Here is a 23890-nt window from a genome sequence, read left to right as displayed (position 1 = left end):
CTGATCAAAACAAGCGGCCGCACCTAAGGCGGGGGCTTGTTCGATGTTGATCAGCATTTGCATCACGCGGGTCCTTCGGGGCAACGCAAGCCCTTGAGTTAAGTCTATCAATCTGTGTTCCGGCTCAGCTGGCCTCGTGGCCATGGGTCTGGTCCCGGTCGGGTCAGGCTGGTCTGGTTATCCCCTTCGACCCCGAAAGACTGCACGTTCAAACGTTTGCAGCGCCAAGGGGCGATGGATCGTCAGCAACCGCCGATATGCTGTCCATTTGAGGTTTCGGATCGCCCGTGATACGGCAGAACGGCCTCTGTTCTATCGTTTTATGGGCCCGCAAACCGATGGCATTGTGGATATGTCCATCCTTTTGCCACATCGGACAGTATCGGTTTCAAACCTGAATCCGTAAGGTACTTTTACGATCCGCGAACAAGGTTTGCAAGCAAACTGAACAGCCTAAGGCATTTTCCCTATCGAATAGGGGGCGAATGGCATAAAACCTCGAAGGTTCAAGGCGATCTGATTTGATGAGAATGGCTGATAACATAAAAGTGCTGAAATCACCGGCGTTAAGCGGCTTTGTCGATGTGTTGGCGATTGTTCCGGCGATCCAATGGGTTATTGCGCTCGCGGTCATTTCACTTGCGCTCCTTGTATCAGCATATGGGGCGCCGACACTGGCGGCTGACAAACCTGTCATCTCAGCCGCGCGCGTCGCCGGTGACGAAGACCGGACACGAATCGTTTTTGAACTCAACACGCAGGTCACCCCTGTGATTTCCGCACTTGGAACGCCCTACCGGCTCATTCTGGATCTGCCGGAAGTGACCTTTGCGTTTGATAAGAGAGCGCAAAATGCGGAGCAGGGGCTCGTTCGTGACTGGCGGTTTGGCCTATTCGCCGTCGGAAAGTCTCGCGTGGTTGTGGACTTGGCTGCACCGATCCGGGTGGACAAGACACTGTTTTTGCCCTCGATCGACGATCAGCCATCGCGCCTGGTGATCGATCTTGTCCGGGCCAGCGATGAAGAATTTGCGGAATTTGTCTCTGAAACCCGGTCAAAGCGCACAGCCAGCCGGGAGGCCGCTGCACCCAAAACCGATCTCCTGACCGCGCAACGCGCGAACAGCAAACCAGTGATCGTGCTGGATCCGGGGCATGGCGGCATTGACTACGGAGCGATTGGTGTCGGCGGAACTTTGGAAAAGGCGATCGTTCTGGAGTTTTCCAAATTGCTTCGGGACAAGCTTTCAGAAGGCGGTCTCTATCAGATCCATTTGACCCGGGATGATGACACATTCATCCCACTGGGAGAGCGTGTCCAGATCGGTCATGATTTGGCGGCTGATCTCTTTATTTCGATCCATGCTGATTCGGTGGTGCGCGGTAAAAAACTTGCGCGCGGAGCGACTGTTTACACCTTGTCAGACCGGGCATCGGATGACCTTGCCGAGGAGTTGGCCGCCAGCGAAAACATGTCGGACATCATCGCGGGTGTTGAACTCGAAGAAGAGCCGACTGAAGTGACCGACATTCTGCTTGATTTGGCCCGCCGCGAGACCCGGTCGTTTTCCGTCTATTTTGCCAAGACCCTGATTGGCGAATTGCAGAGCGCTGTTCGATTGATCCGAAACCCGCACAGATCAGCCGGTTTCCGGGTTTTGAAAGCGCATGATGTGCCCTCGGTTTTGGTCGAACTCGGCTATCTGTCGAATGCGCATGATGAGAAACTCTTGATATCTGAAGAGTGGCGGGAGCGGATGGCGGACGCCATGACAGAGGCCATCCACAGTTTCTTCAGGCCGCGTCTGGCCGGACGGGACGGGGCGGTATCGCAATAACCGGTGCAACCGGCGAAAAAACATTCGGAAACCTTTAGCTGGTATTTGCCTCAGCATCGCCATAAATGTGCACGACTTAGGCAAACACTGCTATTGTCGCAATTGGCACGGATATGTGCCTGCCCTTAAAAGCGTGGTAAGAGACGTTAGGGCATGCTGGACGGGGAAAGACGAGCCCGCATATGAAATTCTTAGTGAAGTTCTTTGGTTATCTATTTGGGATCGGCGCGGCCTTTGCCTTGCTGATGGCCGCTGGGGTGTGGATGTATCTGCAACACCTCAATGATGGATTACCGGACTACAGTGCTCTGAAGAACTATGAGCCGCCGGTCATGACCCGTGTTCATGCCGCAGACGGCAGCCTCATGGCGGAATATGCGACCCAGCGCCGGATGTTTCTGCCGATCCAGGCAATGCCCGACCGCTTGAAACAGTCTTTTATATCTGCCGAGGACAAGAACTTTTACACTCACCTGGGTGTTGACCCGGAGGGCATTGCCCGTGCGGCTGTGCGCTTCATCCAGAATTACGGATCAGGCCGCCGTCCGGAAGGCGCGTCGACGATCACGCAGCAGGTCGCAAAGAACTTCCTTCTGACCAACGAGTTGCGCGTTGAACGGAAAATCAAGGAAGCCATTCTCGCGCTGCGCATTGAGCAGGCCTACACGAAGGACGAGATCCTTGAGCTTTATCTCAATGAGATCTACTTCGGGTTTGGCGCATATGGTGTTGCTGCGGCCTCGCTCATCTACTTTGACAAGTCCGTTCATGAGCTGGCTTTGGAAGAGGCCGCCTATCTGGCAGCGCTCCCCAAAGGGCCGAGCAACTATCACCCCTACCGGAAAACCGACGCTGCTATTGCGCGCCGCAACTATGTGATCGACCGCATGGTTGAAGACGGTCATGTGAGCTTTGAGGACGGCGAAGAAGCCAAGGCTAAGCCCATCACGGTGAAGCTCCGTGGTCACGGTTCCAAGCTTTTTGCTGCAGAATACTTCACCGAAGAAGTCCGCCGGGAAGTGGCTGACATCTTTGGCACCAAGCGCCTTTATGAGGGCGGCCTTTCCGTGCGGTCCACGCTCGACCCGGAAATGCAACAGATCGCGCGCAAGACCTTGATGGACGGCCTGATCAAGTTCGATCACCAGCGCGGCAGCTGGAACGGGCCGATTGACCGCATCTCCACAGGCACCGATTGGGGCGTGGAACTTGCTAAGATCGAGGCGCTGAGCGATCTGCCGGAATGGTCACTGGCTGTTGTTCTGGAAAGCGGAACCAGCGAAGCGCGCGTTGGTATTCAGCCGAAGCGGCTTCAAAGCGGGCAGCTCGAGGAAGACCGCAAGGCGGGCCCGCTGTTTCTGGAAACCATGAAGTGGGCACGCGTCAGCGGCCGGGCACCGTCAGCCGTCTCGGACGTGCTGGCGCCGGGCGATGTGGTCTATGTTCAGGAAAGCGCCGTCGCACCTGGCACTTATGAGCTTCGCCAGATCCCGAAAGTATCCGGCGCCCTTGTCGCGATGGACCCCTACACCGGCCGTGTTCTGGCGCTGGTTGGCGGCTTCAGCTTTGCCCAGAGTGAGTTTAACCGGGCGACACAGGCTTGGCGTCAGCCGGGCTCGTCCTTCAAGCCGTTCTTGTATGCTGCAGCCCTCGACAATGGGTACACGCCGTCATCTGTGGTGATGGATGCGCCGCTTGAGATTTCACAAGGCCCAGGCCTTGGGACCTGGCGGCCGCAAAACTACGGCGGCAAGTTCTACGGTCCATCAACCTTGCGCACCGGGATTGAACGGTCCAGGAATGTGATGACCGTGCGCCTTGCGCAGGACATGGGCATGCCGCTGGTGGCCGAATACGCCAAGCGGTTCGGCATCTACGACAACATGCTGCCGGTTCTGTCCATGTCGCTCGGTGCCGGGGAAACCACGGTCCTTCGAATGACCGCAGCTTATGCGACCATTGCCAATGGCGGTCGGAAGCTGCGTCCGACCTTGATCGACCGGATCCAGGACCGCTACGGCCGTACAATTTATAAGCACGACAGCCGTATCTGTGACGGGTGTACCCAAAATGCCTGGGATGGTCAGAGCGAACCGACTTTGATCGACAATCGTGAGCAAGTGCTTGACCCGATGACCGCTTATCAGATCACCTCCATGATGGAAGGTGTGGTCCAGCGCGGAACCGCGACATCCGTTCGTGCTGTCAATCGTCCTGTCGCCGGCAAGACCGGCACAACGAATGACGAAAAGGATGCCTGGTTCGTTGGTTACACCCCGGATCTCGCAGTCGGTGTTTTCGTCGGTTTCGACAATCCCAAGCCGATGGGCCGCGGCGCGACCGGTGGACAGGTGGCTGCACCGATCTTTACCGAATTCGTTAAGCAAGCACTCGCCGAAAAGCCGCCGGTGGAGTTCCGGGTCCCGCGCGGGCTGCAGCTGATCCCGATCAACAAGAATACCGGATTGCGGACAGCAGGCGGAACGCCGGGCGCGATCCTTGAGGCTTTCAAACCGGGCATGGCACCGCCGGACAGCTATTCCGTTATCGGGTTCCAGGATACCATGGGTGTTCCAACCTATGTCTCTCCTGAAGCTGGACAGGCTGTTCTGCAAGGCACCGGCGGACTTTACTGACGGTTGCCACAAACGCCGTTCGTGGTGGTTTACAGGAAAGTTGCGGAAAGCTAATCTCCCGCTCCAAATTCAGCCCGGATCCTGAATCAAGGCTCCGGGCTTTTCACCAATTAAGAGAGGTATCCGATGCGCGCCGAGATGGAAGCCATCGTTGATGAAATCAAGCAGGCCATAAGCCTGCTGAGGAGGCATCTTTGACTGGGATCAAGCCCTGGTAAGACTGGAGGAGCTGAACGCTCTTTCTGAAGATCCCGAACTCTGGAGTGACCCGGCCAAAGCCCAGAAACTGATGCGCGAGCGTCAGCAGCTTGATGACGGCATCAACGGCGTGAAGGGGCTGGAACAGGATCTGGCGGACAACATCGAGCTGATCGAGCTTGGTGAAATGGAAGACGACAAGTCTGTTGTCGAGGACGCCGAAGAGGCACTGCGCGGGCTTAAGGACAAGGTCAATCAGCTTCAGCTGAATTCGCTTCTGTCCGGTGAGGCCGACGGCAACGACACCTACCTGGAAATCAACTCCGGGGCAGGGGGCACGGAGAGCCAGGACTGGGCCTCCATGCTGCTGCGCATGTACCGCCGTTGGGCGGAAAAGCGCGGCTACAAGGTTGAGCTACTGGAATACCATGATGGTGAAGAGGCCGGCATCAAATCGGCAACGCTGCTTATTAAGGGCGAGAATGCCTATGGCTGGCTGAAAACTGAATCTGGCGTTCACCGTCTGGTCCGGATTTCGCCTTATGACAGCAACGCGCGCCGGCACACCAGCTTCTCCAGTGCCTGGGTTTACCCGGTGATCGATGACAGCATAGAGATCGATGTCAACGAGAGCGATTGCCGGATCGATACCTACCGTGCATCTGGCGCTGGCGGCCAGCACGTCAATACGACCGATTCCGCTGTGCGCATCACCCACCAGCCGACCGGTATTGTCGTGCAGTGTCAATCGGAGCGCTCCCAGCACAAGAACCGGGCGACTGCCTGGGGCATGCTGAAGGCGCGTTTGTACGAAGCTGAGCTGAAAAAACGCGAAGAAGCGGCAAACGCAGAAGCAGCGTCCAAGACCGACATCGGCTGGGGCCACCAGATCCGTTCCTACGTTCTACAGCCCTATCAGCTGGTCAAGGATCTGCGGACCGGAGTGCAAAGCACATCGCCGGATGACGTGCTGGACGGTGACCTTGATTCCTTTATGGAAGCAGCGCTTGCACAGCGGGTCTTCGGCGGCGACGAAGTCGTTGTTGAGGATATTGAATAAGCTGATCTCTTCCGGAGACCACATTGAAAGCGGCGCTTCGGTGCCGTTTTTTTTGTTAGAGCGACAGTTTCGCCAGTCTCTCGCCAGCGCGCAGGAAGGTAGCCGGATTGGTCGGCCGGTCGTTCTGGCGCACCTCATAATGAAGGTGCGGGCCGGTTGAGCGCCCCGTTGAGCCGATGTTGCCGATCACATCTCCGGCCACAACGTGACTGCCATCAGACGTCCGGATCTTGCTCAGGTGTGCGTAGCGGGTGACGAAACCGTTGGCGTGGCGGATTTCAACCATTTTGCCGTAGCCGCCTTTCCAGCCAGCGAAAATGACGGTGCCCGGTGCCGCAGAATAAACGCGCGCGCCATAGGGGGCTTTGAAATCAAGACCGGAATGCATTGCGAGCCGGTTCAAAAAAGGATCCATACGCGGACCGTAGCCGCTTGAGAGCGTCCCATTCCGTACCGGGCGTTTGACGGGCAGACGGAGCGCTGCAAACTTTACGCGCTTCAGGGTATCGAGCGCGGTATTTGCCCGGTGCAGCCGATCGGCAAAACTCGTTTCACTGAGCGGTACGAAGGGCCCACCAAGACTGGAGGACCTACGAACAGCCTTGTTGAGGTTGGGGACGATTGGTTTGGTAATGCCGAGAATGTCTTCGATCCGGCTTTCTGTCGCGACCGTGATGGCGTCGACGGCAGCTGTGCTTTCCGTGCCCATCTCCGAAATGTCGGCTTTCAGGGCGTCTAGGGCTGCGCGTTTTTCAGTCTTTTTTTTTAAGGGCTCGCCGGTAGATGCGTCAGTGTCCTGAAGAATGGATAGCGGATCAAAGGGCTTTCGCGAGGCATCCCTGAGGCCTAGCGCCTTGACCGGTTCGGAGATCACTTCGTTTTCGCCGCCCATGGCCGTGCGATCGCCTTTGGGGGCGGCTGCAATCCGGCCTTCATCTATCGCTGGCTTTTGGGCAGGAACCGGCTTGCCGGTGTTGAGGTAGATCCCGACGCTCTCAGCGCGGGCCATCAGGTCGGCGACAATCGTGTGGCGTTGATTGAGATCTTGCTGGCGGCGCAGAACATCCATCACCTGGATTTCAACGCTTTCCCGGTCAACAAGCTGCCGACTGTTCAGCCGCTCAATCTCGGCGCGGAGGCGCGCAATACGGTCCTGATACTGGAGTGCGACCTCGGTGCGCTCTGCATTGACTTCCGCGACCATGCCGGATCGCATGACCTGATAGCTGATGGCACCGGTTACGATCAGGGTCGCCGCGATGCAAGTCAAGGCGCCGGCAATCAGATGAACCGGGCGGAGGATGTAAGTGGTCGTTCTCAAATCGCCTTTCAAAGACTCCCGGTGCGGTGCCTCTGTGTGGGGCACTTGGTAGGTCCGCGTCATTTCTGGGCGCTTTTGGGTCATCACTCGATCACTGCTGCATTCTGCATTTCACCTGTGATGATTAGAATTCCTTAAGGTTAACAATTCGTCTTCAAATGCGGGTTTTCAGCCGGTTAACCTAGCAAGAGGCTTGTAAAAACCGGGGGTTAAGCCTGCCTCGGATCGCGCGCGATCGTTGAAGGGCGGTTTCAAAGCGCCACGAAAATGCTTGCGTACATAGCTGTGAAACGCTGGTTCTGGGCGAATCCCCTGCCGGTCACACAAGAATCGGAACCACTTGGCGCCGAACGCAACGTGGTTCTTTTCGTCGCGGTAAATCACATCCAGGCATTTGGCTGTGTCTTCATCTCCCAAGCTCCGGGCCTTCTCGATCATTGGCGGCGTGATATCGAGCCCGCGGGCTTCGAGGACGAGGGGAATGATTGCAAGCCGCGCTGCCAAATCGTGACCGGTGTCTTGGGCTGCCTGCCAAAGACCATCATGGGCGGGCATGTCTCCGTAGAATGCGCCCAGTTGACCGAGGCGGTCCTGCAACATCGAAAAGTGTTTGGCTTCCTCAAGCCCCACCCGGACCCAGTCATCATAATATGAACGTGGCAGCCGCACATGCGCGAACCGGCCGATCAGATCCCAGGTCAGGTCAACCGCATTGAGTTCTATGTGGGCGAGGGAGTGGATCAGGGCCAGCCGGCCGGCGGTTCCCGACAGCTTGCGTTTCGGCATGTCGCGGGGGGCGAGCAGTTCCGGCTTGTCCGGACGTCCGGGCCGGTCCGGCATATGGCCGTCTTTCGACGGTGAGCCGAGTGCCATGTCGCGTTTGAACCAGGCCTTGGAAACAGCATAGGCGAGCCGGACCTTTTCGGCTGTATCGGCCGCTTCGACAATGGCGCGGGCGCCGGCAACAAGGTTCGCCGGCACCGGCAGAGTTTGTGTGTTTGTCATCTGAGCGTCCGACTTCATTATCAGCGCGCCGGGGGATGCGAATCTAGAGGGCCTTTACAGCCTCAAGAACGGCTTCTGCATGTCCGGGCACTTTCACTTTGCGCCAGATCTGAGCGATTTTTCCGTCTGCGTCCACCAGAAATGTAGCTCTTTCAACGCCCATGTACTTTTTGCCGTACATGGCTTTTTCGACCCACACGCCATACGCCTCGGCAGTTGCGTTGTCGGTGTCGGCACCGAGGCGTACCGCAAGATTGTGTTTGGCAATGAAATTGTCGTGTTTGCGGGCACTGTCCGGTGAAATCCCGACAATCGTTGCGCCCAGTTCCTTGAAGGCGTCGATGTTGTCGGTAAAGGCAATCGCTTCTTTGGTGCAGCCCGGTGTGTTGTCCTTCGGGTAGAAATACACAACGACCGGTTTGCCCTTGAGGTCGCTCAAGGTGATACGGCTGTCGCCGTCTGCCTCAAGGTCAAAATCAGGTGCAGCATCGCCTATGGCCAGATCGCTCATGTCGCCATCCTTCTGTCAAGTTTTGTGCGTTAATGCCGAATTCGGCAGCTGGGTGGGAAGCGGCTATCGCTTTTGGTGCTTGTTTCACATTATCATATGCATTGATACGACTCGTTCAATGCAACGGATGTGCGGGCTTCTTGGAATAGTACGCAGTTGAAGAGATATCCCGCGGGTTGCCCGAGGGACAACGGACGGAATGTAATTGTCGCAACCGGACGGAATGAAAGACGAACTGCCCAAACCGGCCCCATGGAAACGCCGCAGACTTCTGCGTTTGGCCAGTGGTCTGGTCTTTGTCGGCCTTATCGTGTTCATGGGCGCGATCTTTGCCTCAGGCCCGGTCACTGTTCCTTTGCTTGGAAATCTTCTGGCATCGCAGGGAACGCGCGGGCCCGTCACCCTTTCGGTTGAAAGCGCCAGTGTAGACTTTACAGCCGATGACGGGATCCGGATCGTCATTGAAGATGTGCGTGTTGATATCAGCGGTGGCGCACCGGTCACACTGGAGCTTCCACGGCTAGAAGCGCCGTTGACCCGATCCGCCCTTTGGTCGGGGGAAATCCGATTTGCGTCGCTTCATCTGGATGCACCGCAAATTACGATCGCCTTGAAGGGCGGACCGGCTGTGGTTCCCGAGATCAGCCAGTTGTCGGAAGCCGTCAATCGCATCGGAAACGTGATCGATGATCAGTTTGTCCGCCGGGGTCTCACGTCGGTCACGGTCTCCGATGGGGCTTTCGACATTACGGGACCAACGCCGCGATCCTTCACGAACATCAATGCGGATGTGTTCCGGTCTCCTGACGGTGAAATCTCTGCGAGCGCCCGCGTTGGCGGGCGAGTGACCTCTTGGCGATTGGATTTCCTGAGAGCGCCGTCCAAGACCGGGCCCGGCACACGCATGGCGGCCGTCGTCAACGGGATTACACTTGCCGAACTTCTGGGGCCCGGCGCGTCAACAGCCTATGGCAAAGGCTTGAGACTGCCGGCGTCGGCGAAACTCGACAGCGTTTTGGATGAAAATGGGGAACTGATCTCTGCGAACGCCGTTGCGAGGGTCCAAAATGGCTGGTTCCAGATGGGACGGACGCTGGTGGCTTTCGATGATGTCGCGTTGTCTGCAGTATATCGCGGGCCAGACAAGCCGATTGATATCCAGACGTCCCATTTTATCCGGGGCAATACGCGGATCTTCTTTTCTGGACAGATTGATCAACCTACCAGCGATGCGCCGGTGTGGGACTTCCGTCTTGAAACTGAGCACCCACAGGTCGGGCCGTTGGATGTGCGTGAACCGCCGCAAATGCTGGATGGTGCCACTGTCCAGGGCAGGTTCAACTTGGCTGAGAAGCAAATTGATATCAACCGCTTTTCGGTGCGCTCGGGCAAGGCAAGCGCAACGGGTGTTGTGAACATCCAAATCGGTTCGGATGGGCCGTACTTGGCGATTGCCGTTGATGGCGAACAGATCCCGATCTCCCTTGCGAAAAAGGTTTGGCCGATCACATTGGTGCCGCCGGCACGCAAATGGATCATCGAGAGGATCAAGGCAGGTCTGATCGAAACAGTGTCCTTCACAGCCGCCATACGTCCACCTGCGTTCAATCACCTCGATCCGGACGCAGGCTGGTCTGGCGACGATATGGCAATGACCATGAGCTTCGTTGACGGTGCTGTTGCGCCTGTCGGCGATGTTGCCGTGGTGGATGGCCTGTCCGGAACCATGACCATCGAAAACGAGATCCTGACCGTCAAGGCCAGCGGCGGCACAGCCGATCTGCGCGGGGAAGATGATGTCGTCGTTCCGGAAACGGTTTTTGAGATCCACAACCTGCCTCTGCGTGTTGGAAAGATCGCAAAGGTCGAGACGCGCCTGGAAGGCGGGAACGCGGAAATCGGTGCATTGTTGAATGCAAAACCGTTTGAGGTTCTCGATCGTGCGAACTTGAAAACCGGTGGTGTGACAGGGAGCGGCGTTGTCGATATCACCGCGAGTTTCCCGATGGAACGCGTGATCGACATGGATGATGTCACCTGGAAAGCGGTTGGCCGATCGGAAGACTTCTCTGATGAGAACCCGATCATGGGCCACCAGATCCAAAATGCTGATCTGTCGATTGAGGCAGATCGCAGCCAAATCGTGATCTCCGGCAACGGTGAGTTTGACGGTCTGAACGCGGATATCAACCTGGTGGTCCCGCTATCTGGAGCAGGCGACCCACGGCGTCAGGATGTCGTGGCGTCCGTGACAGCAGATCAGCTGAAGGCCCGTGGAATTGATCTGACAGCTTTCCTGGACGGCCCGATGACGGTCAGCGCGGGCAAGGCCGAGGGCGGTCAGAACATCAGCATCGACCTTCAAGAGACGGAAGTCCGGCTTCAGGCGCTTGGTTGGCGAAAGGCAAAGGGCGTACCGGCGTCCGCCTCCTTCAAGCTGATCGAAACCGACGACAAAAAAGTTGTCCAGGACTTCGAGCTGGTTTCGGAAGGCGCGGATATCTTTGGGCAAATTCACCTGTCAGCGACTGGCGAGCTTACCGAGGCATCCTTTCCGCGGTTCCAGCTGCGGCCGGGCGATGATGCCCAGATCGACATCACCCGGGCGGACAGCGGCCGGTATGACATTATCTTTTCCGGCAAGAATTTCGACGGTCGGGGCCTGATCCGGAGCCTTAGAAGCCCCGGAGGAAGCCAAGGTGCCGGCGATTTCGCCGACGGGGCCCGAATTGCCGTGGATCTTGACCGTATGACCGGGTTCAACAAACGCTGGATGGGGAACGTCCGGGGCCGGGTGGATACCGGAGCCCGCGGCTTGATGGCCGCCGATATCAGCGGGCTCGTTGGCGGCAGCTCAGACTTCCGCTTTACGTTGACGAGCAATGGCGGTGCGCAACAAGCAGACGGACGCTTTGACGATACGGGCGCCATGCTGGCGTTTCTGGATCTTTATAAACGCATGCGCGGTGGACGCGGTACCTTGAGTGTTGCCATGGCCGACGCCGACAGTTGGGTGGGCGATTTTAAAGTGCGTTCGCTGGTCATTACGGAAGATCCGGCCATTGAGCGCATCAGCACGACCAACTTGAACACGCGCGATGAGGCAAGCCGCGTGATCGTGCGCCAGCCCCAGGTCAACACTGCGGAAGGCGCGCGCGGCACCGCTTCATTTGAAACGCTCGACATCAATTTCACCCGGGAAGGGGACCAGATGACGATCAGCCGCGGCGCGTTGCAGGGCAACGCGCTTGGCGGCACGGTGGCCGGCACGGTGGATCTCAAACAGCAGACGCTCAATCTCACCGGAACATTCGTGCCGATCTATGCGCTGAACAATTTCTTTTCCAAGATCCCGCTCTTGGGGTTTGCGCTTGGCGGCAGCACGGGGGAAGGGTTGATCGGTGTGACCTATCGCTTGTCCGGGTCCTTGTCCGACCCGGTGCTGTCAGTCAATCCGATTTCCGCGATCGCGCCCGGTATCTTCCGCCGGATGTTTGAGTTCCAGCCGGAATAGCAACCTGACAATAAAAAAGCCGGGCAGGGAGCGCCCGGCTTTTCATGTCGGTCAATTGACCGATCAGACCGGCTTCAGGAGAACGTGTTTCTTCTTGCCAAGCGACAGCTTGATGATGCCGTCCTCGGTCACATCCGCCGGGGTGAGCTGACGGTTGGCATCCTGCTCACCCTTGTCGTTGATCTTGACGGCACCGCCCTTGATGTTGCGGCGGACATCGCCGTTGGATGCGCACAGCCCGGCCGTGACAAAAGCGTTCAAAACACCCAGCCCGGCCTCAAGATCGGCACTTGCCACTTCGACAGTCGGTAAGCCTTCCGCGGACTGACCTTCCTCGAATGCCTTGCGGGCAGTTTCGGCGGCCGCTTCCGCTTTTTCCCGCCCGTGGATCATCGCGGTGGCTTCGGTGGCCAGCACCTTCTTGGCCTCGTTGATGCCAGCCCCATCAAGGGCTGCCAAACGGCTGATCTCGTCAAGCGGCAGGATTGTGAAGAGCTTCAAGAATTTCTCGACATCCGCATCTTCGGTGTTGCGCCAGTACTGCCAGTAGTCATAGGCCGACAGCTGTTCTTCGTTGAGCCAGACTGCGCCGGCCGCCGTCTTGCCCATCTTGGCGCCGGAAGAGGTGGTGAGAAGCGGGGCGGTGAGCGCGAAGGCTTCCTTGGATTCTTTCCGGCGGATGAGATCCACACCGGACAGAATGTTGGACCACTGGTCAGATCCGCCCATTTGCAGGCGGCAGCCGGTCTGCTGGTAGATCTCCAGGAAGTCATAGCCCTGCAGGAGCATATAGTTGAATTCCAGGAAGGACAGGTGCTGCTCCCGCTCCAAGCGCAGCTTGACGGAATCGCGCTGGATCATCTGGTTGACCGAGAAATGCCGGCCGATGTCGCGCAGGAACTCCATGTAGTTCAACTTGAGCAGCCAATCGGCGTTGTCCATCATCAGGGCATCCGTCGGGCCGTCGCCGAAGGTAAGGAGCTTTTCAAAGACCTTCCGGATGCCTGCCTTGTTCTCTTCGATGGTTTCATCGGACAGAACCTTGCGGCTTTCATCCTTGCCGGTCGGATCGCCGACCCGTGTTGTCCCGGAGCCCATGAGCGCGATCGGCCGGTGGCCGGTCTGCTGGAACCAATAGAGCATCATGATGGTCACAAGGGACCCGGCATGCAGGCTCGGCGCCGTGCAGTCGAAGCCGATATAGGCGGTCACGGTTTCCTTGGCACAGAGCTCGTCGAGACCTTGAGGATCCGAGATCTGGTGAACAAACCCGCGCTCGGAAAGAACTTTCAAAAACTCTGACTTGAACTCGCTCATGTGTCTGCCCGTTAGATGCAACTGTCGTGTGGCCATTCGCCTGTTGGGCATGGCTCTATACCGGCAAAGCAGTGATGTAAATTGCACAGGGTCTAAAAGTTCGGTCTTCAAAGGTTTGGCGAGCTTCGTTTCCTGCGCAATTTCCATGACGAAGGGTCGCAGATCGGGGCTGGAGACGGCGCGGTGAGCAATCCTGAGCAAAAAACAGCAAGCGTGACCCCAATCACAGCTGGAAGGGCGGTCTCATCCTAGGGTGTGGGTGTTGGCGCTGAGGAGCGCATGTTCATCCTGAGGAGGAGTTGGAATGTTTAGGAAATTCGCAATCGCAGCAGTTGCAACTGCTGCCCTCGCCACGGCCGCAGTCTCATTTTCGCCGACTGAAGCCCATGCCGGAAACCGGGCTGGCGCTGTTGCTGCCGGGGCCATCATAGGGCTTGCTGCGGGCGCCATTATCGCCAGCCAGGTACAGCCCAGATATGTCGCGCCCGTCCGCTGCCACAACCAGGCCGTCCGCCGGTGGAGCCCTTATGAACACCGCTATGTTGTCGTCGGTTACCGCCGGGTCTGTTACTGATCAAGCAGATACAAGAACTTAAAACGAAGGCCTCCAATCGGGGGTCTTTCGTTTTTTGGATAAGCTTTTGTTTCCCAACACTGCTCCCTAGGCCGTGTGGACGAATTGGAGATGCATTTCGTCCACACGGCCTAGTGCGCAGGTCTTGAGCGCGGCAGATTTCATCAGAATGACACCAATCCTTCACTCACGCAGTCGGCGCTTTTGTTACGACCCTCCCAGTCAAGGAGGCGTTGATGTCTGCGATTACGGTAAAACGATTGTCCAAAACGTTCCGGGGTGGCATCCGCGCCTTAGATGGCGTCGATCTGACGGTCGCCGATGGCGAGTTCGTTGCGCTGATCGGCGCGTCCGGCTCGGGAAAATCCACCTTGATCCGCCATATTTCCGGTCTGGTGGCTGGAGACAAGAATAGCGGCTGTTGTCAGATCTCGATCAATGGGCACCCAGTTCAAGACAGCGGCGCCATCTCCAAAAACATCTCGGCGACGCGAACCGGCATTGGTGTCGTGTTTCAGCAGTTTAATCTGGTGCCGCGACTGAGTGTCTTGACCAATGTCCTTGCAGGACTGCTTGGAAAAGTGCCGGTTTGGCGCGGCCTCTTTGGTTTTTTCTCATCAGAAGAAAAGCAGCTTGCAATGCGCGCCCTGCAGCGCGTCGGCATTGAGACAAAGGCGCGCCAGCGGGCGTCAACACTGTCGGGCGGCCAACAGCAGCGCGCGGCCATTGCCCGCACGATTGTTCAGGGGGCTAAAATCATCCTGGCCGACGAGCCGATTGCGTCATTGGACCCGGCCTCTGCGAAGCGCGTCATGGGGATCCTGTCCAGGATCAACGAGGAAGACGGTACGACCGTGGTCGTTTCCCTGCACCAGGTCGAATACGCCCGCAGGTACTGCAAGCGGACGATTGCCATGCGGGCCGGACAGATCGTCTACGACGGTCCGAGTCATGCACTGACGACCCAGTTTTTGCGCGAAATCTACGGTGAGGCCAGCGAAGAACTTGTGCTGCCGGATGCCGAAGACTTCGGGACCGCGCCAATCCCGGCGACGGCCTGAATCTCTCCAGGGGAGACATCGTGATGAAATTGATTACTCGCATTGCTGCGTCTGCAGCGATTATGGTTGGTTTGAGCGGCCCGGCGCTTGCCGAGCGTGAAAACCCGGAAGAACTCTACTTCGGCATTCTGTCCACTGAATCCAGCTCTGCGCAGCGTGAAAAGTGGGGCCCGTTCCTGGAAGCCATGGAAGCCTCTCTTGGCATGCCGGTGAAGCCGTTCTTTGCTGCTGACTATGCCGGTGTGATCGAAGGAATGCGCTTCGACAAGGTCGACGTTGTCTGGTACGGCAACAAGTCTGCAATGGTTGCCGTCGACCGCGCTGGGGCCGAGATTTTCGCTCAAACGACCGAAGCGACCGGAGATCGTGGTTATTGGTCGGTGATGGTGACCCACAAGGACTCCGGTCTCACTTATGAAGATGTAATGGCGTGCAACAAGGATCTGAATTTTGGCATCGGCGATCCGAATTCCACGTCCGGTTTCCTCGTCCCCTCCACCTTCGTTTTCGCCAAGGAAGGTGTGAACCCGAAGGACTGCTTCAAGACCCTTCGCAACGCCAACCACGAGACCAACCTGATTTCGGTTGCAACCAAACAGGTTGATGCAGCTGTTGCGTCCTCCACCGGCATGTATTCCCGCCTGAAGAACGCCAAGCCGGAACTCTTTGCCGAACTGAAGGAAATCTGGCGCTCTCCGCTGATCGCGTCTGATCCGATGGCCTGGCGTCCGGAGCTCGATGAAAGCATCAAGTCGAAGATCATGTACTTCTTCATGACCTATGGCCGTCAGGGCACCGACGAGGAAGTGGCCAAGGCGCGCGAGAACCTGGCCATGATCGACATGGGACCGTTCATTCCGTCATCCAACGCCCAACTGTGGCCGTTCTACGAGATGGATCAGATCCGTCAGCGGATGTCCATCGAGGGTGACGACACCTATTCCGACGACGAGCGAACCGCGAAAATCTTGGAAATCAACACCAAGATCGAAGAAATCCGCGCAGCTGCTGCTGCCCGCCCGCGCAAGTAATCAGCGCAGCACACAGGCATGAGGGGAGGCATGAGGGCATTCCCTCATGCTCTTGTTTGATCTCCGCACAGGACACTTTCCATGACCAGTAATGTAAACGTGCTCAACACGGGCGAGCCCGTTCTTGAAGTCCCGGGTCGAACCACTCAGGAGAAGGTCTTTGACGTTCTGATCTGGGGCGGTTTGATCGTCATGCTGGTCTGGAGTTTCCATCCGGCGGACATGCACCGCATGGGCCAGGTATTCACCGGCGGTGGCAACATGGCCATGCTGCTGGAAGACTTTCTCAAGCCGAACTTCCGGTATTGGCACAGCTATTTCGACTTGATGCTTGAAACCGTTCAAATGGCTGTCTGGGGATCCTTTCTGTCGGTGATCTTGGCGGTTCCCTTTGGTTTGCTGTCTTCGTCCAATATTGCGCCTTACTGGATCGTGTTCCCTGTGCGCAGGCTCATGGATGCCTTTCGGGCGATCAATGAACTGGTATTTGCCCTGATTTTTGTGGCGGCTGTTGGTCTTGGACCACTGGCAGGTGTTTTGGCGCTGACGATCCACACGACGGGCACGCTCGCAAAACTCTTTTCAGAAGCCGTGGAGGCGATCGATCCGCGTCCGGTTGAGGGCATCAAGGCAACAGGCGCTCCGGCTATTCAAGAGATCGTCTACGGTGTCGTGCCGCAGGTCCTGCCGCTCTGGATTTCCTATTCCCTTTACCGGTTTGAAGCCAATGTTCGCTCTGCGACCGTGCTGGGCATTGTCGGCGCGGGCGGTATTGGCATGTCGCTCTCAGAAGCCCTGCGCGGCTTTGACTACTCGGCTGGCGCTGCGATTCTATTGATCATCCTCGTAACGGTTTCCTTGCTTGATATCTTTGGGTCGCTGTTGCGCAAGGTCGTGATCGATGGCACCGACCACGGCCGGTTTGCTGCCTACTTCCTGTTCTTGACCCTTCTCGTGATTGGCCTGGAGACGTTGCTGGCGCGCTGATAAAGTGCTCCAAGCATAAGCCGTCGTTGCGAATCTGCTGGTCTGGTGCCACTTTCGTGGCCTCAAATGACAAATATCCGACCGGCGGGTTCCAACAGGCTTCTCCATGACACCCGGACATCTCCACATTCTGTGCGGCAAGATCGCATCTGGAAAGTCAACGCTTGCCGGTGAACTCTCCAGCCAACCGGCAACGGTTTTGATAAGCGAAGACATTTGGCTGGCCGAATTGTTCGGGCCTGAAATGTCGACAATCAAAGACTATGTGCGTGTCTCGGCAAGGCTACGAGCCGTCATGGAGCCCCATGTCATTGGGCTTCTGAAAACCGGCGTGTCCGTGGTTCTCGACTTTCCGGCCAACACGCCGGAGACGCGCCTCTGGATGCGGCGTGTGGCGGAAAATAGCGGCAGCGACCACACGCTCCATTACCTCAATGTTTCCGACGAGATCTGCAAGGAACGGCTGCGGGCGCGCAATGCCAGTGGTAGCCATCCGTTTTCTGTGAGTGATGAGCAATTTGAAGCAGTTACCAAACACTTCGTCCCGCCAACTCCGGATGAAGGCTTTGACGTATTGGAACGCTAAGTCTCCGGATATTGGCCGACATGTTTTCTACCCGCTGAAGGGAGCAAAGACCTTATGAGGCCGACAAATGCATCGCCAGCACGTGCCCGCGGTCTGATCTGCGGGACCATGCAACCCGGGCCCCGAAACCGGATCACGGATATCGCGGGCATCACGGTTGGGCACAAGACTATCATCGATGGGGACCTTCGGACGGGGTTCACGGCCATCGTCCCGCATCCGGGCAATCTGTTTTTGGAAAAGTTGGCCGCATCCAGCGACGTCATAAACGGCTTTGGCAAAAGCGCGGGCCTGATCCAGGTGGAGGAACTCGGAACCCTGGAGACCCCGATCCTGCTCACCAACACTTTCGGGGTGGCAGAAGGCATTCACGCCTTGATCCGGAGGGAGCTGAAACAAAACCCTCAGATTGATCGCGCGAAAGGGACCGTCAATCCGGTCGTCATGGAGTGCAATGACGGTTACTTAAGCGATATCAATGCGATTGCGCTGACCGAAAAGGACGCAAACGCCGCACTTTCGGTTGCGGCTACAGATTTTGAGCAAGGCAGTGTCGGGGCAGGGACCGGTACCAGCTGTTTCGGATTCAAAGGCGGGATTGGGTCGGCATCCCGCCAGTTTAAACTGGAGGACAGGACCTTCACACTGGGCGCCTTGGTGCAGGCAAATTTTGGCAGGGCCGGGGATTTGGTCCTTCCGGATGGGCGCAGGCCATCTCCTGAGGGAACAACACCTCAGGAAGAGCGCGGATCTGTCATCGTTGTTCTGGCAACGGATGTGCCACTGGAAAGCCGGCAACTGAAACGGATTGCACGGCGTGCAGGCGCCGGTCTTGCCCGACTCGGCTCATTCTATGGCAATGGCAGTGGCGACATCGGTTTTGCGTTCTCAACAGCTCACAAGATACCGCACAATCCAGAAGGCGATCTGATCGCCCGCGATTATATGCATGAGGGTAAGATCGATCTTCTGTTTCAGGCCGCCGCGGAAACCACCCAGGAGGCGGTGCTCAATGCAATGATTGCGTCTCCCGCCATGTACGGGAAGGGGGCGAGTTTCCGGCCATCCTTGAAGGACTGGCTGAACCAAAATTGAGATGATTATCTAGATCGTTTGATATCTCACTCAAGCAAATTGTAAGACTTCGCTGGATAAATAGCATCGGAAAGAACAGGACTTGATCATTCTGATGTTGACCAGTGGATTGAAACCTTTGCGGAATGCGATCAGCTCGTTCGGCTTGATCTGCGGTTTATTAGCCGTGGTAGAGCAGGCGCAAGCGACCGAAATTCGTCTTGTGACGGAAAACTATCCGCCCTTCAATTTCATGCAGGACGGAGAGATCGTGGGGCTTGGCGCGGATCAGGTGCGTGAAATCATGATCCGGGAAAGCATTGAATTCACAATGGAGATGCTCCCATGGTCCCGGGCCTTTTGGTTGGCTGAAAACAGGAAAAACCATTGTGTCTTCACCACCGCCTATACACCGGCAAGAGCCGAGACCTTTGCCTGGATATCGCCGCTCGGCGGCGCTGAACTGTTCCTGATCAAGAAGGCCGGATCGCAGATCCCGTCAGACTTGGCCGATATTGTTGGCGAATTTTCCGTCGGCACTCAGCGGAGCGACTACGCCGAATATGTCTTGAAAACCCAGGGCTTCGGCTCCATCGACTATTTTGATGATGTTGAAACGGTAATCCGCCAGCTTGTTCAAGAGAGGCTGCACCTTGCCGCGATCTCCAGCATGACGTTTCACACGCTTGTGCAGCAAGGTGTTGAGATCGAACTGGTTCATGGATTTGGTGACATCATCGGAAATGCGCTCGCGTGTAACCCTGAAACCGATGAAGCATTGCTCCAGCGTATGCAGAACGGCCTGGACAACATCATCACAGACGGTTTTCAAGCCGACATTTTGAAGAAATACACCGGAGCTGCTCCGCTCAGCGCTCTTAAGGATGAGAACTAGAACAAATCGCGTTTAATTGACTTCTGAATGTTTCAGGTTTCGCGTTCGAGGCACCACCGAGAGGCGGTGAAACCTGAATCCGTGTAAAACGCGATTTGCTATAACACGCGGCCAGCGCAGTAAACTGTTGGCGAGGGTCCGGACCTGCCTTTTTAAAGGTTTCAACCGCTTAACAAAGAAAAACCCCGGTCGAGAGACCGGGGTTTTCCGTGTTTGACGCCGAATCTGTCTTAGACAGAGTAGTACAGGTCGAACTCGACCGGATGCGGGGTCATTTCGTAGCGCTCGACTTCTTCCATCTTCAGTTCGATGTAAGCGTCGATCTGGTCGTCGTCGAAGACGCCGCCGGCTTTAAGGAACTCGCGGTCTGCATCAACAGCTTCCAGAGCTTCACGAAGGGAACCACAAACCGTCGGGATCTCGGCCAGTTCTTCAGCCGGCAGATCGTAGAGGTTTTTGTCCATTGCATCGCCCGGGTGCAGCTTGTTCTTGATGCCGTCAAGGCCAGCCATCAGCAGGGCAGAGAAGCAGAGGTACGGGTTTGCAGTCGGATCCGGGAAGCGGACCTCAACGCGTTTCGCCTTGGGAGAAGACGTGAACGGGATGCGGCAAGACGCAGACCGGTTACGCGAGGAGTAGGCGAGAAGAACCGGTGCTTCGTAACCCGGGACCAGACGCTTGTAGGAGTTGGTGGACGGGTTGGTGAAAGCGTTCAGGGCTTTCGCGTGCTTTAGGATACCGCCGATGAAGTACAGGCAGGTCTCGGAGAGGTCTGCGTACTGGTTGCCGGCGAAAGTCGGCTCACCGTTGTTCCAGATGGACAGATGGCAGTGCATGCCGGTGCCGTTGTCGCCGAAAACCGGCTTCGGCATGAAGGTTGCGGATTTGCCATATGCGTGTGCAACCTGGTGAACAACATACTTGTAGACCTGCATGTTGTCGGCGCAGGAAGTCAGGTTGTCGAACTTCATGCCGAGTTCGTGCTGGGCAGCCGCCACTTCGTGGTGGTGCTTTTCAGTCGGAACGCCCATTTCGCCCATGACGGACAGCATTTCGGAGCGGATGTCCTGTGCGCTGTCGACTGGCGGGACCGGGAAGTAGCCGCCTTTTGTGCGCGGGCGGTGGCCCATATTGCCGGTCTCATACTCGGAGCCCATGTTGGACGGCAGCTCGGAGCTGTCCAGGATGAAGCCGGTGTTGTACGGGTCGGCGTTGAAGCGGACGTCGTCGAACATGAAGAATTCGGCTTCCGGGCCAACGTAGATGGTGTCGCCGAAGCCGCCGGACTTGACGTAGGCTTCTGCCTTCTTCGCGGTCATGCGCGGATCACGGTTGTAAGCTTCGCCGGTGATCGGGTCGATGATGTCGCAGAAGATCGCCATGGTGGACTGGGCAAAGAACGGGTCAATGTGAGCCGATTCCGGATCCAGGATGAGCATCATGTCGGATTCATTGATGGCCTTCCAGCCGGCGATGGAAGAGCCGTCGAAGGCAACGCCTTCAGCGAACATGTCTTCATCAACCAGTGCAACGTCCATGGTGACGTGCTGCATCTTGCCGCGCGGGTCAGTGAAGCGCAAATCGACGAACTTGATGTCTTTTTCCTGAATTTGCTTCAGGATATCAGCAGCGGTGGTCATTATGTCCATCCCTTTGATTTTTCGTGTGAACGTTTGGGTTTTGGTCCCGGTCCGGCAGAGTGTTTAAGATGTTTGTCTCGGCGCGGATAGTCCGGAATTGGGTGTGCGGCGAAATGCCGGAACAGGTGAGGGTTAAATGGCGTCGGTGCCGGACTCGCCGGTCCGGATGCGGACTGCCTCTTCGATGTTTGAGACAAAAATCTTGCCGTCGCCGATACGACCGGTCTGGGCAGCATTGCGGATTGCCTCGACTGCCTTATCCACCATGTCCGATCCAAGCACGATTTCGACTTTGACCTTCGGCAGGAAGTCGACAACGTATTCAGCGCCACGGTAAAGTTCGGTGTGACCTTTCTGACGGCCGAATCCCTTGGCCTCGGTCACTGTGATGCCCTGCAGGCCGACTTCTTGAAGAGCTTCTTTGACCTCATCGAGTTTGAAAGGTTTGATGATCGCTTCGATCTTTTTCATCACCGTATGTCTCTCTCCACATGTAATGGCAGGGTCTGCCCGAACGCTCTTCTTTCGGACCGTCACCAGACTAAAACGCACTGGTTCGGGTCAGCTGAGAGCTGTTGCCATGCAAAAGCACGAAGCGTGCCAATTGTCGGTCTGTTTGTCAGAATTTCCATCCCGGCGGGATTCCGCCGCTATTTTTAGCAAGTTATCGCGAAAGTCGTCGTGACAGAGTGATGTTGTCCGACTGGTATGCATAAAAAATAGACATAATGATTATTAATTATGCAAATGGGTGGATCCCGATGTCTGTTCTTGCCGGAGGTCGCTCAATGCCGGGCGTCTGACTGATCTAGTTCCGGGGTGAATTGCCGTTAGAGATGCGTATGATAACGCCGAACAATCTCCCTTTTGTTGGGCACACGAAGGATGGTCATGACGGCAGCGCTACTCACTCCGGACGAAATGGGTCAGGCAGACCGTTTGACGATCGAGAGTGGCCTTCCGGGCTTGGATCTGATGGAGCGCGCCGGATCAGCGGTAGTCGGTATGGCCGCAAACCACGCACCGGCGGGAGGGCGCATTCATATCCTTTGCGGGCCAGGCAACAATGGGGGCGACGGTTTTGTCGCCGCACGGCTCTTGGCAGAAAAGGGGTATGATGTCCGGGTCGATCTCCTCAAATCCCCGTCCGGCTTGAAGGGGGACGCTGCTGCGGCCTTTGCGGCTATGACCCTGCCATTCGAGATCCTCACATCCGGAGATCAGCTGATCGGGAATATGGCAGACCGGTTCACTGGGGCCGATGTCATCATAGATGCCTTGTTCGGAGCGGGATTGGATCGTCCACTGTCCGGTCCAGCGGCCGAGCTGGTTGAAGCTGTAAATGGATCAAGCGCTGCAATCATAGCGGTGGACCTGCCATCCGGCGTCAACGGTGCGACCGGAGAGATGATGGGGAGTGCGATCAAGGCGCATGCGACCGTTACATTCTTTCTGAAAAAGCCCGGGCATCTGCTGTTCCCCGGCCGCGGATTATGCGGTTCGGTCACGGTTGCTCAGATCGGGATTGAAACAGACGTGCTCGATACAATCGGGCCAGCGACGTTTGAAAATATATCGGACCTCTGGCTTGCAAGCTGGCCGCGCCCGGCAGTGGATTGTCACAAATATTCAAAAGGCCACGCCGTCGTTTTCAGCGGGCCAATGGCCAGTACCGGTGCAGCGCGGCTTTCAGCCATGGCTGCGCTTCGGACCGGGGCGGGGCTCGTCACTCTGGCATCGCCGCCGGACGCCATGATGGTCAACGCATCGCACTTGACGGCAGTCATGCTGAAAAAGATCTCCGGTCCTGAAGCGATACCTGAGTTTCTGTCGGATCCGCGTCTGAATGCCGTTTTGATCGGACCAGGATACGGGATCGGAGAGGACACACAGGCAGCTGTCGAGGCCATTATCGCGACAGGGCGGTCCTTGGTACTGGACGCTGATGCCTTGACCAGTTTCTCAAAAAACCCGCAGAAGCTGTTTGATTTGATCAAAGAAAACGCATCGTCAGCTATCCTGACGCCGCATGACGGCGAGTTTCAGCGTCTTTTTCCGGATCTAACCGGCCTCGACAAGCTTGCTCGGGCGCGGGAGGCCGCACGCCGCTCTGGTGCAGTAGTCATATTAAAAGGCCCCGACACAGTCATTGCAGCACCGGACGGCCGGGCCGCGATCAACTGCAATGCGCCGCCGTTTCTGGCAACTGCCGGGTCCGGTGATGTGCTGGCAGGCATCGCGGCTGGCCTGCTGGCGCAAGGTGTTCCGGCATTTGAGGCAGCCTGTCAGGCGGTCTGGTTGCATGGAGAGGTTGGCCGGACCGTTGGCCCTGGCCTTATTGCGGAAGATTTGCCGGCAGCGTTGAGGGAGCCACTCCGCCACTTGTGGACAAGTCTTGCGTGATAATTGGCTCAAGCGTTATTTTTCCTTTGACCGAAAAAGTCGGGGTGTTATAGAGGCCCCGCTTCACACGCGGAGTGTCCAAGCTCCTGCGACGCGGATGTGGTGAAATTGGCAGACACGCCAGATTTAGGTTCTGGTGCCGCAAGGCGTGGGGGTTCAAGTCCCTCCATCCGCACCAATACTCAAACAGCAAGTAATTGAGTTATTTACGATGCTGGCCTCTGGCCGGCTGTTTTATT

At 57.0% G+C, this 23890-nt stretch carries 18 protein-coding genes and 1 tRNA gene; 13 read left to right on the top strand and 6 right to left on the bottom strand.

What is annotated here, in order from left to right; translation table 11 throughout:
- The first annotated feature begins 530 nt into the window (after positions 1-530).
- From AC0J4F_RS18850 to prfB, 3 genes are all read left to right on the top strand, one after another.
- The gene (locus tag AC0J4F_RS18850; RefSeq protein ID WP_473024322.1) at positions 531-1838 is read left to right on the top strand and encodes an N-acetylmuramoyl-L-alanine amidase; all 1308 of its coding nucleotides are present in this window, start codon (positions 531-533) and stop codon (positions 1836-1838) included.
- Between the two features lie 182 nt (positions 1839-2020).
- A complete protein-coding gene (locus AC0J4F_RS18845) occupies positions 2021-4474 on the top strand; it encodes a penicillin-binding protein 1A (protein ID WP_473024321.1) in 2454 nt (817 codons plus the stop codon).
- 126 nt (positions 4475-4600) lie between these two features.
- A protein-coding gene (prfB, locus tag AC0J4F_RS18840) for a peptide chain release factor 2 (RefSeq protein WP_473024320.1) occupies positions 4601-5732 on the top strand; the annotation gives its coding sequence in 2 pieces (ribosomal slippage) (positions 4601-4669 and positions 4671-5732; 1131 coding nt in all).
- Positions 5733-5787: 55 nt separating this feature from the next.
- Here the strand turns inward: prfB and AC0J4F_RS18835 are convergent.
- The 3 genes from AC0J4F_RS18835 to bcp all read right to left on the bottom strand — a co-directional run bounded on the left by AC0J4F_RS18835 (position 5788) and on the right by bcp (position 8569).
- Positions 5788-7137, bottom strand: a complete 1350-nt coding sequence (locus tag AC0J4F_RS18835) for a M23 family metallopeptidase (RefSeq protein ID WP_133950165.1) — start codon at positions 7135-7137, stop codon at positions 5788-5790.
- Positions 7138-7221: 84 nt separating this feature from the next.
- Positions 7222-8058 carry a ferritin-like domain-containing protein gene (locus AC0J4F_RS18830; RefSeq protein ID WP_473024319.1) on the bottom strand — a complete coding sequence of 279 codons (837 nt, stop codon included), beginning with the start codon at positions 8056-8058 and terminating at the stop codon, positions 7222-7224.
- Positions 8059-8101: 43 nt separating this feature from the next.
- Positions 8102-8569, bottom strand: coding sequence for a thioredoxin-dependent thiol peroxidase (gene bcp, locus AC0J4F_RS18825; RefSeq protein WP_133950161.1), 468 nt, complete (start codon positions 8567-8569; stop codon positions 8102-8104).
- A gap of 223 nt (positions 8570-8792) precedes the next feature.
- On the opposite strand from bcp, the gene AC0J4F_RS18820 reads away from it, so the two are divergent.
- The gene (locus AC0J4F_RS18820) at positions 8793-12083 is read left to right on the top strand and encodes an AsmA-like C-terminal domain-containing protein (protein WP_473024318.1); all 3291 of its coding nucleotides are present in this window, start codon (positions 8793-8795) and stop codon (positions 12081-12083) included.
- Between the two features lie 63 nt (positions 12084-12146).
- Here AC0J4F_RS18820 and tyrS read toward each other — a convergent pair whose 3' ends face one another.
- Positions 12147-13400 carry a tyrosine--tRNA ligase gene (gene tyrS, locus AC0J4F_RS18815; protein ID WP_133950157.1) on the bottom strand — a complete coding sequence of 418 codons (1254 nt, stop codon included), beginning with the start codon at positions 13398-13400 and terminating at the stop codon, positions 12147-12149.
- A 304-nt stretch (positions 13401-13704) separates the two neighbouring features.
- On the opposite strand from tyrS, the gene AC0J4F_RS18810 reads away from it, so the two are divergent.
- From AC0J4F_RS18810 to AC0J4F_RS18780, 7 genes are all read left to right on the top strand, one after another.
- Positions 13705-13974: a tyrosyl-tRNA synthetase gene (locus tag AC0J4F_RS18810; protein WP_133950155.1), complete on the top strand. Its 270-nt coding sequence runs from the start codon at positions 13705-13707 to the stop codon at positions 13972-13974.
- Positions 13975-14210: 236 nt separating this feature from the next.
- Complete coding sequence (gene phnC, locus AC0J4F_RS18805) at positions 14211-15035, top strand: phosphonate ABC transporter ATP-binding protein (RefSeq protein WP_133950145.1); 825 nt, start codon at positions 14211-14213, stop codon at positions 15033-15035.
- Between the two features lie 23 nt (positions 15036-15058).
- On the top strand, positions 15059-16066 hold the full coding sequence (gene phnD, locus AC0J4F_RS18800; RefSeq protein WP_133950143.1) for a phosphonate ABC transporter substrate-binding protein: 1008 nt from the start codon (positions 15059-15061) through the stop codon (positions 16064-16066).
- Between the two features lie 81 nt (positions 16067-16147).
- Positions 16148-17053, top strand: coding sequence for a phosphonate ABC transporter, permease protein PhnE (gene phnE / locus AC0J4F_RS18795; protein WP_133950141.1), 906 nt, complete (start codon positions 16148-16150; stop codon positions 17051-17053).
- 106 nt (positions 17054-17159) lie between these two features.
- Positions 17160-17639 (top strand): ATP-binding protein, encoded by a 480-nt coding sequence (locus AC0J4F_RS18790; RefSeq protein ID WP_133950139.1) that lies wholly within the window; start codon positions 17160-17162, stop codon positions 17637-17639.
- A 54-nt stretch (positions 17640-17693) separates the two neighbouring features.
- Positions 17694-18734 carry a DmpA family aminopeptidase gene (locus AC0J4F_RS18785; protein WP_473024317.1) on the top strand — a complete coding sequence of 347 codons (1041 nt, stop codon included), beginning with the start codon at positions 17694-17696 and terminating at the stop codon, positions 18732-18734.
- A 94-nt stretch (positions 18735-18828) separates the two neighbouring features.
- The gene (locus tag AC0J4F_RS18780) at positions 18829-19608 is read left to right on the top strand and encodes a substrate-binding periplasmic protein (RefSeq protein ID WP_473024316.1); all 780 of its coding nucleotides are present in this window, start codon (positions 18829-18831) and stop codon (positions 19606-19608) included.
- A 230-nt stretch (positions 19609-19838) separates the two neighbouring features.
- Here AC0J4F_RS18780 and glnA read toward each other — a convergent pair whose 3' ends face one another.
- Together glnA and AC0J4F_RS18770 are read right to left on the bottom strand one after the other, a co-directional pair.
- Positions 19839-21248: a type I glutamate--ammonia ligase gene (gene glnA / locus AC0J4F_RS18775; RefSeq protein ID WP_133950135.1), complete on the bottom strand. Its 1410-nt coding sequence runs from the start codon at positions 21246-21248 to the stop codon at positions 19839-19841.
- A gap of 132 nt (positions 21249-21380) precedes the next feature.
- Positions 21381-21719: a P-II family nitrogen regulator gene (locus AC0J4F_RS18770; RefSeq protein WP_008195509.1), complete on the bottom strand. Its 339-nt coding sequence runs from the start codon at positions 21717-21719 to the stop codon at positions 21381-21383.
- A 420-nt stretch (positions 21720-22139) separates the two neighbouring features.
- On the opposite strand from AC0J4F_RS18770, the gene AC0J4F_RS18765 reads away from it, so the two are divergent.
- Both AC0J4F_RS18765 and AC0J4F_RS18760 read left to right on the top strand, forming a co-directional pair.
- The gene (locus AC0J4F_RS18765; RefSeq protein WP_473024315.1) at positions 22140-23651 is read left to right on the top strand and encodes an NAD(P)H-hydrate dehydratase; all 1512 of its coding nucleotides are present in this window, start codon (positions 22140-22142) and stop codon (positions 23649-23651) included.
- A gap of 93 nt (positions 23652-23744) precedes the next feature.
- A tRNA-Leu gene (locus AC0J4F_RS18760) sits at positions 23745-23829 on the top strand.
- The last annotated feature ends 61 nt before the right edge of the window (positions 23830-23890 follow it).

Source organism: Roseibium sp. R5 (assembly GCF_055755305.1).
This window is presented reverse-complemented; position numbering and strand designations above follow the sequence as displayed.